Below are 13659 nucleotides of genomic sequence, written 5' to 3' on the forward strand. Positions count from 1 at the left end.
AATACACCTGCTATGAAATTCATTCACTCAACTGAGATGAACCGATTTTCACACAGATCGCATTTGTTTCACAAATGCATGTTTGGTGGCGATAGCGGAGGGGTTCCACGCGTACCCATCCCGAACACGACCGTTAAGCCCTCCAGCGCCGATGGTACTTGGACCGAAGGGTCCTGGGAGAGTAGGACGTTGCCAAGCGAAGAACCACTGTTGATTCTCATCGACGGTGGTTTTTTTGTGTTGATTTATGTGTTGATGAACATAGTAATCTATCTATATAAGGTATGACATAAGAGGTAGAAACTTGAGGAGAGCTATATTGTACGGATATTATTTTAAACAAGAAGCTGGGAAGCATTAGGGGAAATTATAGTATATCAGAATATTGGGATGATGGTAGTGGTAACAGACAACGTAACTACTAGGTATGTGAACTCTATGCTCCTAATTATTAACAATACATAGAACGAAGCAAATGATTGTAACAACAACCTAAAATATGACGTAATTAAAATCCCCCACATTGTAAATGCAGGGGCTTAATATTATTGCTGATAATAAGATATGTCTTGAGTATTAAATTTGATCATACCGTCTTTAGGTACGTTGTAGAGACGGATATAAGCATAAAAGCGGGGAAGTAAGAACCATAAATGCCAGAATAATAATGAAACAGTGAACGAGAGCGGTGACCAGAACATAAGTATTAAAAATATAGCTAAGCCAATCCATGCGGTATGTAGATATACTTTTCGAAAAATGCGAAAGCTGAGATGCTGATCTGTCATATATCCGAGCCAGGGAAGCTTTGCAGAGAACTTCCAGCGCTTATGCGATTGAGAATGAGAGATAAAGAGCACAGAATGCGAAATTACATAATGAATCCAAAGAACAAGTGGTGCTGCAATCGCAAAATAAATAATACTTGTCCAGGAGATGAGAATCATTTCTGCAATAATGGCGATATAGGGGAGAATGAGGTAACACCTTAACATGAGGCGAGTTACCGGAATTTTTTTTATTAATTTATATTGATAAAAAGTTGCGTTGGTACTGTTCTCCTCCATCATACAATCAGCTTTCCTCCTTTGTGGTCTATAATCATATATCGGTTGATGGAGGCAAAAATTTTAAGTCTATGTACAGACACCGAAATAATAGTAGGTGAATACCTATAGATTAAGCGGGTTAGGGATATGAAAGCCCTATGAAAAGGTTTAAAATAGTAGAAAATGAGCATACTTCATAGTAAAAGGAACAAGGTGGGATGGTTGATGGAAGATCAAACCGAACACGTCTGTATTATCTGTAGGCATGTTAAACAAGAGGGTATTAGGGTGGTTTCTCAGTTTATTTGTGAGGACTGTGAAGCTGAAATGGTACATACCAATGCAGAGGACGCCAAATATCGTTATTTTATTCATCAAATGAGACAAATCAGTATGCAGACACATTTGTAATGGGTTAAATGATGAAAAAGGACAGCGATTGCTGCCCTTTTTTTGTATGAGAGTAATCTATAGGTATTTAACTTATAATTAGCTGTTTGGTTGATTATACGATAAAATGGGATAGAGATTGAAACTCCGGAAGGAATCGTTATAGTGAAGAAAGACAAGGATAATCAAATAAAGGATATACTCAATAAATGTAAAGAAAGTGCTCCATTGGTGGAGGCACTTAATATGTATAGGAATAGTAATAAAAATTCTTTTCATGTTCCAGGTCATAAGAATGGACAAGCGTATAAACATACCGAAAGTGCTGGTTTTCTCTCACAAGTTATGTCTGTTGATGTAACAGAAATAACAGGTACAGATGATTTACATCATCCCGAGGGTGTAATCTTAGAAGCACAGGTACTTGCAGCTTCGTGCTTCGGAGCAGAAGAGAGCTTTTTTCTAGTTGGAGGGAGTACGGTGGGCAATTTGGCCATGATTCTAACGGTATGTACCCACCCGGGAGATATTCTGCTTGTGCAACGTAATGTGCATAAATCGGTTTTGAATGGCTTAATGTTAGCAGGAGCGCGGGCTGTCTTTTTACAGCCTCAGATTGATTCGATTAGTGGTCTGGCAGTTGCACCCACTCCAAGCGGTGTAGAGGCGGCATTGAATGCGTATCCAGAGGCTAAGGGGGTGTTCATTACGATGCCCAATTATCATGGAATGGGTACAGATCTAACGCCTATAGCGGAGATATGCCATAGGCAAGGAATACCCCTGCTGGTAGATGAAGCACATGGCGCGCATTATGGGCAGCATCCGGAGCTGCCAGGGCATGCGCTAAGCTGTGGCGCGGACGTCGTCGTACAATCGACGCATAAGATGTTGTCCGCGCTTACAATGGGTGCGATGCTGCATGTACAAGGGTCACGCATTAACCGTGACCTACTACGTCAGCGTCTCGCTATGGTGCAGAGCTCGAGCCCATCATACCCTGTGATGGCTTCGCTCGATCTTGCTCGGCGCCAGCTGCATGTGCTGGGCGCGGAGGCATTCACGGCGGGGCTTGCCGCCGTGAATACTCTGAAGCGCGGCCTTGCGGAGCTGCCGCGCTTCAAGCTGCTGCAGCCCGTGGTGCAGCAGCAAACTACCGCTGCCGATGTAGCAGCGTACGCGTCCACAGGACGCGACCTGTTCCCGGCTGAGCCAGACCAAGCCGGGGCGTATACTACGCAGGACCCTTTTAAGGTCGTCATATATGACGACGCTGGAGTCCTGAGTGGGTATGAACTGCAGCAGCAGTTGGAAGCTCATGGCTGCGTGCCTGAAATGAGTGACGAACAATTCGTCGTTCTCCTCTTTAGTCTTGGATCTACGCTGGATGATACGAGAAGATTACTAGATGCACTGCGCCGCATTGACGAAGATGTTTCTTCTTCTCCACTAAAAGGTGATAGAAGAACAATAGATACTGCATTTAAGTCGCATGCTGGCGAATTTTCCACGTGGAACAATTTTAACGAGTTACAGATATCTGAGCCTGTAACTTTTAATTTACAGCCAGTTAAAGAAATAGAGGTAGAAGCCATCTCAATTTCAGATTGTGCAGGTAGGGTGGCTGCAGAGATGATTATACCTTACCCACCAGGCATTCCATTGATATACGCAGGAGAACGAATTTGTAATGAGATGGCTGTGCAACTGAAGAGATTAGCTATGGCTGGGGCTAAATGTCATGGAACGGCAGATCTACAGTTGCAAACGGTTAGAGTTTTTAAGAACCATATAAGCCAGGAGGAAGACATATGAGTCAGCGGGGGAAATTTATTACACTAGAGGGAGGGGAGGGTTCGGGTAAAACAACCGTGACGCAACTACTAGCAGCTTACCTAGAGAAAAGGTCTTTACCTTTCTTAGTTACGCGTGAACCTGGTGGTATCCATATTGCTGAACAGATCAGGGAGATTATTTTAAACCCAGCGCATACAATGATGGATGGTCGGACGGAAGCATTACTTTATGCTGCTGCACGAAGGCAGCACTTGGTGGAAAAGGTTGAACCAGCATTATTAGAGGGTACAACTGTCCTCTGTGATCGTTTTGTAGATAGTAGTTTAGCTTACCAAGGCCATGCAAGGGGTATAGGAATAAATGAGGTATGGAATATTAATCAATTCGCAATTCATTCGCTCCTACCGGATATTACTTTTTATTTAGATATTGATCCAGAGGAGGGTCTAGCCCGTATTGCCGCAAGCCATGAGCGTGAGGTTAATCGTCTAGATCTAGAAGGGCTACCTTTTCACAATCTTGTGCGTGAAGGATACCAACAAATTGCTGCATTATTCCCTGAGAGAATTGTCGTAATTGATGCTTCTAAGAAAATTGAAGAGGTAGCAAATGACATGATTCGCAGGTTGGAAGAGGGAATTTTAAAGGATTTTTGATGATCACTGTCAAATAAGTTAGATACAGCTTGATGGATATGATGCATTAGACCGATATAGATTATGGTCTATGTTATTCATATTGAAGTTGCTGAAATAAGCGAGGGAGGGAATGCAGGATGAAACTGATCGTCGCAATTATACAGGACAAGGACAGTAACCGTTTATCCGGTGCGCTAGTTAAAGCAAATTTTAGAGCAACTAAGTTGGCTAGTACCGGGGGATTCTTGCGTGCAGGCAATACTACTTTTATGATTGGGGTAGATGACAGTCAGGTCGAGGTTGTTATGAATGTTATCCGCAGCAGTTGTAAGGTACGCGAGCAGTTGGTCACGCCCGTCACACCAATGAGTGGAACGACAGATTCATATTTGCCGCTTCCCGTGGAGGTTCAGGTAGGCGGAGCTACGGTATTCGTATTGCCAGTTGACCGCTTTGAACATTTTTAATGGATATCCTGAGGTAGGAGAATTATCGTGAAAATTAATCCGGGGTTCAGACCCATGAAGAGCGAATTACCCATAACGGATGGATCAGCTAAGCCGATTATGCAGAAGTCTTTCTCTGACGTTATGCAGCAGCGTGGAGAACAGGCCTCTCAAGAGGAATTAGGCAGACGCTTTAAGGAAATACAGACACAGGGTGACAGGTTAGCCAAATCAATGACAATTCGTGAACTAAAAGCTTACAAGCTGTTAGTAAAACGGTTTCTAGAAGACACGGTTAGACGTGGCGTGAAAATGAAGGACGCACGTGGCTGGGATCGTCGAGGACGTGGTAAACGTTACAAATTAATTGATGAGGTAGATGCAGCTTTGCTTGCAATGGCAGACGATATGCTAGAAAGTGAACAGGGTAAAATTGATCTGATGCAACAAGTTGGAGAAATACGCGGCATGCTGATTAACTTAGTATTTTAATCATTGGATTGAAATGAAGTTAAGCGGGTAAAGCTAGACCCAGGAAGTGAGAAATAATGTCTTTTAATGATATCATGGGCCAAGAGGCAGCTAAGCAATTGCTTCAAGGAGCTCTCCGTAAACAAACAGTAAGCCATGCGTATGTATTTAGTGGACCTTCAGGTAGTGGGCAAATGAAGACAGCCATTACTTTTGCTCAGGCATTGTTCTGTGAAACATATAATGAGGATGCCTGTGGGGAGTGTCTGGAATGTCGCAAGGTCGAGCATGGCAACCATCCGGACCTACATTTGCTTGCTCCGGATGGGGCTAGTATCAAAATTGACCAGATCCGTGACTTGCAGCGGGTCTTTTCCTATCGTTCGGAAATGAAAAATCCGAAGGTATATATAATAGACCAGGCCGATAAGATGACTGTACAAGCAGCAAATAGCTTGCTCAAGTTTCTTGAGGAACCACCTATACCGGCGGTGGCTATTTTGATTACAGAGAATGGAATGGCACTTTTGCCAACCATACAATCAAGAACACAGCTCGTTCCTTTCTATCCTTTACAAGCTGAAATGATGTTACAAAAACTGGTGGAGGAAGGCTATCCAGCACCATTAGCGCGCTGCGCTGTTCACTTATCTTCAGGACTTGAAGGATGCCGGGATTTATTGGATCAGAATTGGTTTGCAGAAATTAGAAACGTAATGTTACAATTGGGTAAGGAGTCTCTTGGAAAAGGCAGTTCAAGTCTTGTGACCGCAGGACAAAAACTGTTCAAAGCTGGACTCTCCGAACACTTGGATACACTACTTGATTTGTTTCATTTGTGGTTCAAGGATATGATACATGTCCAATACGGAAGGCACGAAAGTATTCTTTTCATAGATCAGTTGGAGTTCTTATCCACACAGGCACCATCCCGCAGCACGGCACAATGGGTCTCCTACATGGACTTGGCCGCAGAGTGCAGAAAGAAATTGCGCTACAATGTGAATGGCCAACTCTGTCTTGAACAATTTTTAATCGGCTTAGAAGGATAGCTTCCAAGCTCAGTCCATTTTTAATGGCATACAAGGGGGTTAGTTTTTGTACAGTGTAGTGGGTGTTCGCTTCAAAAAAGCGGGCAAAATCTATTATTTTGATCCCCTCGATTTCCCGATTGAGAAGGATAACAGCGTTATCGTTGAGACGGCGCGTGGGATTGAATATGGTAAAGTTGTCGTTGGAAAAAAAGAGGTGCAAGAATCCGATGTTGTTCTGCCGCTGAAAAAGGTAATCCGAATTGCTGGCGACACTGACGCAAGCATTGTGGAGGAGAATAAGCAGGCAGCTAAGGATGCATTTATCACCTGTTTAAATAAAATTCGCGATCACGGCCTCAAAATGAAGCTAGTGGATGTGGAATTTACGTTTGATCGAAACAAAATTATTTTTTATTTTACGGCTGAAGGAAGAGTTGACTTCCGTGAGCTTGTAAAGGATTTGGCCGGTATTTTCCGGACACGAATCGAGCTTAGACAAATTGGCGTGCGGGACGAAGCTAAGATGCTGGGCGGAATTGGCCCATGCGGTCGCATACTCTGCTGTTCCACATGGCTTGGTGATTTTGAACCGGTATCTATTAAGATGGCGAAAGATCAGAGTCTGTCACTGAATCCGACCAAAATATCCGGTTTATGCGGAAGACTTATGTGCTGTCTCAAATATGAGCATGATAACTATGAGAGCGTGAAAGAGGAATTACCGGCAGTAGGTAAATTCGTCGTTACATCTTTAGGGGATGGTAAGGTGGTTGGCATTAATGCTGGAAGCCGAACTGTTCATGTTCAGATATTTGAGATTAACAAGGTCAAGGAACTTCCAATGGATGACGTTGTCATCAAGTAGACCATTAGGTTACTTTCGGGGTGGAAACTTGGAAAAGAAAAATATATTTGTACAAATTCAAGAAATGGAAACACAAATGGGACAACTACACAGTGATCTGGGTGAAATGAAGCTCGTGATTAAGGAGCTTTTGGAGGAGAACAATCGTCTGATGCTTGAAAATGAGCGTTTACGCAAAATTTTGAAGGAAGCTCTCCCGGTTGAAGAAGGTTCTCTTTTACCGAAGCCTGATGTTTTGCTGGAGAATGATCAACCAAGTGACGTAGTAGGCGAGGGTTACGATAACCTAGCCAGGTTATATCATGAAGGCTTCCATATTTGTAACGTATATTATGGACATCTGCGTACGGAAGGCGATTGCCTTTTCTGTCTATCTTTTTTGAATAAATGAAGCCGTGGGGGTCACTCCTACGGTTTTTTTTAAATTATTGACATGATGATTGATATATTAATGCGAAGGAACAGGGTAAATGAATATAGAGAATGTACAATTGCTACCATCGGAGCGGGTAGATGATCTGCTAACACATCAGCTCCATATTATTCAAAGCGAAGAAGTGTTCAGTTTTTCAATGGATGCCGTGTTATTAGCGCGGTTTGCTGGGATTCCGCCCAAGGGACGTATACTAGATATGTGTACGGGAAATGGCGTGATTCCGATGCTGCTTTCAACCCGCACAAAAGCGTCTATCGAAGGCATTGAGATACAGCCTCGACTTGCCGACATGGCGCGTAGAAGCGTGGCAATGAATGATTTACAGAATCAAATTGAAATACGTGAAGGTGACTTACGGGAATTATATAAAGAGACGGGTCATGGCATTTATGATGCAATCACAGTAAACCCTCCATATATGCCGCTGAATGGGAGCGACCTTAAGCTTAACCCGCATCAAGCTATCGCTCGTCATGAAATCAACTGTACATTAGAGGAAGTTATCCAAGCGAGCGTTCGTTTAGTACGTCCAGGGGGAAAAGTTAGTATGGTGCATAAACCACAACGGCTAGGAGAAATCATCTCACTGATGAGAAATTATAAGTTAGAGCCTAAACGAATTCGTTTTGTCCATCCAAGAGCCCATTTAGAGGCCAATATGGTATTAATTGAAGCGATGCGTGATGGTAAACCCGAAGTAAGACTCCTGCCACCTATTATTGTATATGTTCAGGGGACTCAATACAGCGATGAAATGATGAACATCTATTTTGGATCAAAAGAGGGAGAAGTATGAGTCTAAACAGGCAGAGTAGTTTTCAAAAAAGAGAAGAAGACGGGAAGGGTGCTTTATATCTCGTCGCAACACCGATTGGCAATTTAGAGGATATGACTTTCAGAGCGGTACGAACGCTTAAAGAATGCGACATCATCGCAGCTGAGGATACAAGGCAAACACGTAAGTTGCTAACTCATTTTGAAATATCTCCACCAATGTTGTTCAGTTATCATGAGCATAATAAGGCTGCAAGTGGTCCTGAACTAATACGTTATATAATAGAAGGAAAAAATTTAGCATTGGTCAGCGATGCCGGTTTACCAGCTATTTCTGATCCTGGATCAGATCTAGTGAAACTAGCTATTGCTGAAGGAATTGCAGTAATTCCGATACCTGGAGCAAATGCAGCTTTATCATCTTTGATTGTATCGGGCCTATCTACAGAACGGTTCACTTTTATTGGATTTTTACCTCGTGAACGTAAAGATATTCTGACCGTTCTATCACCCATACAGGCATCGCATGGCACGTTGTTATTATATGAATCTCCTCACCGGATTATAAAAACGCTTGGGTTTATAAATGAAATGCTTGGTAATCGTCAGGTCGTATTAGCAAGAGAATTAACCAAGAGATATGAAGAATTTGTACGTGGCAGTGTTGAAGAATGTTTGGCATGGCTAGCGGAACATCCGCCGATTGGTGAGTATTGTGTGGTCATCGAAGGCGCAAGCGAAGTGGAGGAGCAGAAAGAACGTGATGCGTGGTGGCAGGAGATATCAGTACAGGAGCATGTAACGCATTATGAAGAAAGTGGATTGGATCGCAAAGAAGCGATGAGAAAGGCTGCTTCCGATCGTGGCGTATCCAAACGAGATGTATATAACGCGTTACTGTAAATTAATATTTTTATAAAATAAATGGCAATGATTCTGCTGATCTGAATAGAAAGACTGAGTGGAGTAGCTATAACTTAAATAGAGGGAAGGTAATATAGCATATTTTCGTTGTTATGCGCATTCCCTCTATGCTTAATCATTGGCGGGGACAAAAAAAATGCCTCCCACGGCCGGGTTCATAGCCGAGGAGACACCAAGGAGATATGAAAAAGGTTAGAATTAACAGATTTAATAATACTATTATATACTAAAAAACTTAATTTGTCACAGGTGTAGGAATTTCTGAGATGCATTCGTGACAAACAATTTTTCCTTTGAAATATGTCACGTTTTCAGCGTTGCCACAGAAGATACAAGCAGGCTCATATTTCTTGAGCATAATGCGCTCTCCGTCTACGTAAATTTCCAAAGCGTCTTTTTCACCGATACCTAAAGTGCGACGTAATTCAATTGGAATTACAACTCGGCCTAGTTCGTCTACTTTTCTTACAATACCAGTTGATTTCATCATAACTGATCATTGCTCCTCTCGCCAACATTTTTAAGTGTCATAATTCGACAACGTTCTCTCTTTTGTGATATTAATAATACCAACGATTCCCAAAACAGTCAACCTGTAAATTCATATCTAATATGTTTGAAGTATCCCCATGTCTGGGAAAACGCTAGCTATATGTATCTTTGTTAATTATATCGTTCACAACGAATATTGTCGATTTGGAAATCTATAATTCTGCCTATTTCGACATAAAACGACATATAATGTCGAAATTAATTCACAATTATTTTAAATTTTAAGGAAAAGAAGTAGGGGAGGAGTGTAAAGATGCATCCTTTGAGTGAAGAAAAGGTTTTTAAGGATCCGGTCCACAACTACATTCATGTTAAGGACTCTACGATTTGGCGTCTGATTAATACATCTGAGTTCCAACGTTTACGGCGTATTCGTCAGCTGGGCACATCATATTTAACGTTTCATGGAGCTGAACATAGCCGATTCTCGCATTCACTAGGCGTATATGAAATCACTAGGCAGATCATTTCACAATTCGAACGTAATGGATATGTAGATTGGCCGAAGGAAGAGAAGCTACTCGCATTATGTGCTGCGCTGCTACATGATTTGGGGCATGGCCCTTTCTCTCATTCCATGGAAGAAGCATTTGATATGAATCATGAGGAATGGACGAGGCGAATTATAACAGGAGATACGGAAGTAAATCTTATTCTAGGTGAAGTAGAGACTGGCTTTCCTGAAAAGGTTGCTTCCGTTATTGCTAAAACATACGAGAAGGCCATTGTAGTTAATTTGGTCTCGAGTCCCTTAGACGCTGACCGGATGGATTATCTGCTGCGGGATGCGTACTATACGGGTGTTAATTATGGCACGATTGATATGGATCGTATTCTCCGTATATTAAGACCGTATAAAGGAAGGGTAGTAGTCAAGGAGTCGGGGATGCATGCTGTAGAGGACTATCTGATGTCACGATATCAGATGTACTGGCAAGTTTATTTTCACCCCGTGACGCGAAGTTCGGATATTTTATTGCGTCAGATTTTCCGTAGAGCTAAGGAGCTACATCAATCGGGTTATGAATTTGCCTTTATGTTAAAGCCACTTCCGCAACTGTTTGAAGATAAGATTACGGAGGAAGATTATTTGAAGCTGGACGAAGCCCTTATTCAAACTGCTTTTATGCAGTGGTCTGAAGAGGAAGATGCGATCCTTAGCGATCTATGCTATCGTTTTATGCATCGCAGACTGTATAAATATGTAGAAGTGGAATCATTAGATAATGAGTTCATTGATGAGATTAAAAATGAATTCGAGCGAGTAGGGATGAATCTGGATTATGATCTGGAGATTGATTTTCCGACGGATCTTCCGTACGATGTATTCCGGCCCGGTGAGGTATCCAGTCAGAAACAAATATTGCTGCTCGACAGAAATGACAGACTGCGTGAGATATCTGAGGTGTCAGATATTGTACGTTCCATTAGTGGTATACATCGAGGTAAATGCCATCTATATTATCCGGCCAATAAGGTAGAAACCGTAATGTCGTTACTGTCACCCTCTGTTGCACTGATTTTCAAGCGTTAGAAACGACTAAAATACAACATTTTCTCGACACGAGAGGAGTTTACTTGATGAATTTATTCGACACCCATACACATCTGGATGCACCGCAATTCGACGAAGATCGTGAAGAAACCATTTCACGTGCTTATGAAGCGGGTGTAACTCGGATGATCAATGTTGGCTTTAACCGTGAGACAATCCCGTCAACAATGAAGCTTGCTGAGACGTATGATTTTATATATGCAGCCGTGGGCTGGCACCCACAGGACGCGATTACAATGCAGGAGGGTGATCTAGAATGGATTGCATCCTTATGCAAACATCCTAAAGTAGTGGCAATTGGCGAAATTGGCTTGGATTATTACTGGGACACTTCACCCAAAGACGTGCAACAGCATGTTCTGCGTCAACAAATTGGACTTGCTCGCGAGCTTCAGATGCCTATTGTTATTCATAATCGTGATGCTCACGAGGATGTCATTCGTATATTGCGTGAGGAAAAAGCCAGTGAAGTTGGCGGCGTGATGCATTCGTATTCTGGTAGCTGGGAGACAGCAAAAATGTGTCTGGATATGGGATTTCATTTATCCTTCGGTGGACCTATTACTTTCAAGAATGCGAAGCAACCAAAAGAGGTTCTAGCTCAGGTGCCAATGGACCGATTGTTGATCGAAACAGACTCCCCTTATTTAACTCCGCATCCCTTCCGTGGGAAACGAAATGAGTCGGCTCATGTTCGGCTAGTTGCAGAAGCAGCAGCTTGATAAAAGGGGTCGATGTGGAGGAAATAGCTGAAATAACCACCAAAAATGCGATGGAACGATTTGGCATTTTGTGAAAACAGGAGAAAAACAGTCAAAAGAGTGAGCATTCACGATGTATTAAAGTTTTTTAACCTATAAACGCAAGAATATTACATTTTTTTAACCATTTATTCAATTAAATGTGCTTGATTCCGTCTTTACAACATGCATAGAAACAGGATATCATCTTTTCAGTGATATAAGCGGTGGAATGTCATCATTCCTACTGTTTTCATGAATCATTCTCGCTGAGTCTCCAGTTTTGGAGAGCGGGGGAACCATTACAAGGCGAAGGGCCGATATGAGGCGAACCGCTAGTATTTGATTTCTTTCCAAGGGTCTTAGGGGTGAATTTAACGGTGAGCGCCATGAGCGTTCAGCCAGAGATAGGGCGGCTCTCTTTCGCCCAAACCCGACAGCTAACCTCGCAAGCGTATGAAGAGAGGCAATCTCGTGCATGGCATTCCGTCATTCGGACATCAATGAAGCCACGAAAGAGTTCCTCATAAAGCTCTTTTTTGGCTTCTTTTGTTTTGAATAAAGGAGACGTTGTCAACATACTGTTGTATAACAGGAGGTGGCAAATCATGGTGGGAAGAGTGGTTCATGGTGCAACGACACCTGATTTCAGGCTGATGTTGTAAAAATTCAAATAATAGTCGCGTCACGCACATCATGCATAACTTAGGACGGCGAGGCTATGAAGGAGGATCGAGAGAGTGGGTATTTTTCAACCAGAAGAGTCCCATGTTTCACAATCATCCAGCATGTCTTACGGAATGCGGTGGAAGCATGAGTATTTGCGCCAAATCTCTTTGGCAGCTATAAGTTCAATTGCAATTACGTTGATGGTCTTGTTGCTCGTGGACAGTCAGTCCCGTAAACAGGTTCACCTCATCGTGGATGGTCAAATCAAATCAGTCGAAACCCATACATCATTAATTCAGGAAATGTTGGATGAGCAAGCCATTACCCTTAAAGCCCATGATCAGATATCAATACCGCTGACGGGAACCATTCAAGACGGGGATAAGGTTATTATTGATCATGCAAGTCCCATTCAATTGACGGTGGACGGTAAGACCAAGCAGTTATATACAACACGGGAAACCGTGAGAGATGTCATTCATGATTTAGGTATATCGATTAAAGGAACGGATAAAGTTCAGCCTGCTCTGACTGCTTCGGTAGCGGATCAGATGGATATCAAAATTGTACGTATTAACACACAGTCGGTTGATCGCAAAGAGAAACTTCCATTCCGTGTGATTAAAACGGCAGATCCGAGCCTAACGGCTGGAACCGTCAGAGTTGCCCAACAAGGAAAAGCAGGGTTATGACTCAACACATTGAGAAAGAGTACCATGATGGTAAGCTCATCTCTATGCGGATGGTTGGTAAAGAAGTATCTGCTAAGACAATGGACAAAATAATTGCAGTCGGCACAAAGAAGAGACCTGTTGCAGTTGTAGCCAAAACTACAGTGGCGAAGGCTACGGTTAAACCGGAAATTCGGAAAACAAGCAGTAATAAAACTGCAGCGGCTACAAGTTCAAACAATCGGGTGAGTAAGGCCGGTGTCGATTTTTCTTATAAGAAAATGATTAATGTATCCATGACAGCTTATTCCTCACAGGAACCAGGGATTGGTACGCGCACGGCTACGGGTACACGGGTAACCGAGGGACGAACCATTGCTGTTGATCCAAGTGTTATTCCGCTTGGATGGTGGGTATATATTGAGGGTGTGGGCTTCCGTCGTGCAGAAGATACTGGCGGCGCCATCAAAGGCCATAAAATTGATATTTATTACGATTCATTGAAACGTGCAAATAGCTTCGGTCGTAAATCAGGGCTTAAGGTATATGTCATTGGTCCAGTGAAGCCGCAATTGAACTAAATCGGTTTTACAACATTCTGCTAATGTTATAGTATTATGATCATAAAAATGTCATGCTAAAGAAGAG

At 42.6% G+C, this 13659-nt stretch carries 13 protein-coding genes, 1 rRNA gene, 2 pseudogenes and 1 riboswitch; of the genes and pseudogenes, 14 read left to right on the plus strand and 2 right to left on the minus strand.

Annotation, left to right across the window (positions count from 1 at the left end):
- Positions 1-81: 81 nt before the first annotated feature.
- Positions 82-198 (plus strand): 5S ribosomal RNA (gene rrf, locus JCM16418_RS21785).
- Between the two features lie 347 nt (positions 199-545).
- Here the strand turns inward: rrf and JCM16418_RS21790 are convergent.
- Complete coding sequence (locus JCM16418_RS21790) at positions 546-1070, minus strand: hypothetical protein (protein WP_036653216.1); 525 nt, start codon at positions 1068-1070, stop codon at positions 546-548.
- Positions 1071-1274: 204 nt separating this feature from the next.
- Here JCM16418_RS21790 and JCM16418_RS21795 point away from each other — a divergent pair, with 204 nt between their 5' ends.
- From JCM16418_RS21795 to rsmI, 10 genes are all read left to right on the plus strand, one after another.
- Entirely contained in the window at positions 1275-1460 is a 186-nt protein-coding gene (locus JCM16418_RS21795; protein ID WP_036653218.1) for a sigma factor G inhibitor Gin, read from the plus strand.
- A 225-nt stretch (positions 1461-1685) separates the two neighbouring features.
- Positions 1686-3254, plus strand: coding sequence for an aminotransferase class I/II-fold pyridoxal phosphate-dependent enzyme (locus JCM16418_RS21800; protein WP_052020667.1), 1569 nt, complete (start codon positions 1686-1688; stop codon positions 3252-3254).
- Positions 3251-3892, plus strand: coding sequence for a dTMP kinase (tmk, locus tag JCM16418_RS21805; protein WP_036653221.1), 642 nt, complete (start codon positions 3251-3253; stop codon positions 3890-3892). Before JCM16418_RS21800 ends, tmk begins: the two co-directional genes overlap by 4 nt.
- A 119-nt stretch (positions 3893-4011) precedes the next feature.
- Positions 4012-4341, plus strand: coding sequence for a cyclic di-AMP receptor DarA (darA, locus tag JCM16418_RS21810; protein ID WP_036653223.1), 330 nt, complete (start codon positions 4012-4014; stop codon positions 4339-4341).
- Between the two features lie 27 nt (positions 4342-4368).
- On the plus strand, positions 4369-4812 hold the full coding sequence (locus JCM16418_RS21815) for a YaaR family protein (RefSeq protein WP_036653226.1): 444 nt from the start codon (positions 4369-4371) through the stop codon (positions 4810-4812).
- Between the two features lie 56 nt (positions 4813-4868).
- Positions 4869-5843 carry a DNA polymerase III subunit delta' gene (gene holB, locus JCM16418_RS21820; RefSeq protein ID WP_036653228.1) on the plus strand — a complete coding sequence of 325 codons (975 nt, stop codon included), beginning with the start codon at positions 4869-4871 and terminating at the stop codon, positions 5841-5843.
- Between the two features lie 46 nt (positions 5844-5889).
- Positions 5890-6690 carry a PSP1 domain-containing protein gene (locus tag JCM16418_RS21825; RefSeq protein WP_036653230.1) on the plus strand — a complete coding sequence of 267 codons (801 nt, stop codon included), beginning with the start codon at positions 5890-5892 and terminating at the stop codon, positions 6688-6690.
- 28 nt (positions 6691-6718) lie between these two features.
- Positions 6719-7081, plus strand: a complete 363-nt coding sequence (gene yabA / locus JCM16418_RS21830; RefSeq protein ID WP_036653262.1) for a DNA replication initiation control protein YabA — start codon at positions 6719-6721, stop codon at positions 7079-7081.
- Positions 7082-7160: 79 nt separating this feature from the next.
- The gene (locus JCM16418_RS21835) at positions 7161-7922 is read left to right on the plus strand and encodes a tRNA1(Val) (adenine(37)-N6)-methyltransferase (protein ID WP_036653233.1); all 762 of its coding nucleotides are present in this window, start codon (positions 7161-7163) and stop codon (positions 7920-7922) included.
- The gene (gene rsmI, locus JCM16418_RS21840) at positions 7919-8803 is read left to right on the plus strand and encodes a 16S rRNA (cytidine(1402)-2'-O)-methyltransferase (protein WP_036653235.1); all 885 of its coding nucleotides are present in this window, start codon (positions 7919-7921) and stop codon (positions 8801-8803) included. Before JCM16418_RS21835 ends, rsmI begins: the two co-directional genes overlap by 4 nt.
- A gap of 256 nt (positions 8804-9059) precedes the next feature.
- On the opposite strand, the gene JCM16418_RS21845 is transcribed toward rsmI, so the two are convergent.
- Positions 9060-9314 (minus strand): AbrB/MazE/SpoVT family DNA-binding domain-containing protein, encoded by a 255-nt coding sequence (locus JCM16418_RS21845; RefSeq protein WP_006207408.1) that lies wholly within the window; start codon positions 9312-9314, stop codon positions 9060-9062.
- 315 nt (positions 9315-9629) lie between these two features.
- Between JCM16418_RS21845 and JCM16418_RS21850 the strand changes: the two genes are divergently transcribed.
- The 3 genes and pseudogenes from JCM16418_RS21850 (at position 9630) to JCM16418_RS21860 (ending at position 13592) form a co-directional block, all read left to right on the plus strand.
- A complete protein-coding gene (locus JCM16418_RS21850) occupies positions 9630-10910 on the plus strand; it encodes an HD domain-containing protein (RefSeq protein WP_036653236.1) in 1281 nt (426 codons plus the stop codon).
- Between the two features lie 47 nt (positions 10911-10957).
- A pseudogene (locus tag JCM16418_RS21855) lies at positions 10958-11727 on the plus strand (TatD family hydrolase).
- A 201-nt stretch (positions 11728-11928) separates the two neighbouring features.
- Positions 11929-12142, plus strand: a riboswitch (cyclic di-AMP (ydaO/yuaA leader).
- A 269-nt stretch (positions 12143-12411) separates the two neighbouring features.
- Positions 12412-13592: pseudogene (locus tag JCM16418_RS21860) on the plus strand (resuscitation-promoting factor).
- Positions 13593-13659 lie beyond the last annotated feature (67 nt).

Origin of the sequence: Paenibacillus pini JCM 16418, assembly GCF_000576305.1 — a bacterium.
GTDB classification, from domain to species: domain Bacteria; phylum Bacillota; class Bacilli; order Paenibacillales; family Paenibacillaceae; genus Paenibacillus_AQ; species Paenibacillus_AQ pini.

Excerpts from the sequence above, each read along its gene's own strand:
- JCM16418_RS21790 (WP_036653216.1), bottom strand. The coding sequence starts at position 1,070 with ATGATGGAGGAGAACAGTACCAACGCAACTTTTTATCAATATAAATTA.
- JCM16418_RS21795 (WP_036653218.1), top strand. The coding sequence starts at position 1,275 with ATGGAAGATCAAACCGAACACGTCTGTATTATCTGTAGGCATGTTAAA.
- JCM16418_RS21800 (WP_052020667.1), top strand. The coding sequence starts at position 1,686 with ATGTATAGGAATAGTAATAAAAATTCTTTTCATGTTCCAGGTCATAAG.
- tmk (WP_036653221.1), top strand. The coding sequence starts at position 3,251 with ATGAGTCAGCGGGGGAAATTTATTACACTAGAGGGAGGGGAGGGTTCG.
- darA (WP_036653223.1), top strand. The coding sequence starts at position 4,012 with ATGAAACTGATCGTCGCAATTATACAGGACAAGGACAGTAACCGTTTA.
- holB (WP_036653228.1), top strand. The coding sequence starts at position 4,869 with ATGTCTTTTAATGATATCATGGGCCAAGAGGCAGCTAAGCAATTGCTT.
- JCM16418_RS21835 (WP_036653233.1), top strand. The coding sequence starts at position 7,161 with ATGAATATAGAGAATGTACAATTGCTACCATCGGAGCGGGTAGATGAT.
- rsmI (WP_036653235.1), top strand. The coding sequence starts at position 7,919 with ATGAGTCTAAACAGGCAGAGTAGTTTTCAAAAAAGAGAAGAAGACGGG.
- JCM16418_RS21845 (WP_006207408.1), bottom strand. The coding sequence starts at position 9,314 with ATGATGAAATCAACTGGTATTGTAAGAAAAGTAGACGAACTAGGCCGA.
- JCM16418_RS21850 (WP_036653236.1), top strand. The coding sequence starts at position 9,630 with ATGCATCCTTTGAGTGAAGAAAAGGTTTTTAAGGATCCGGTCCACAAC.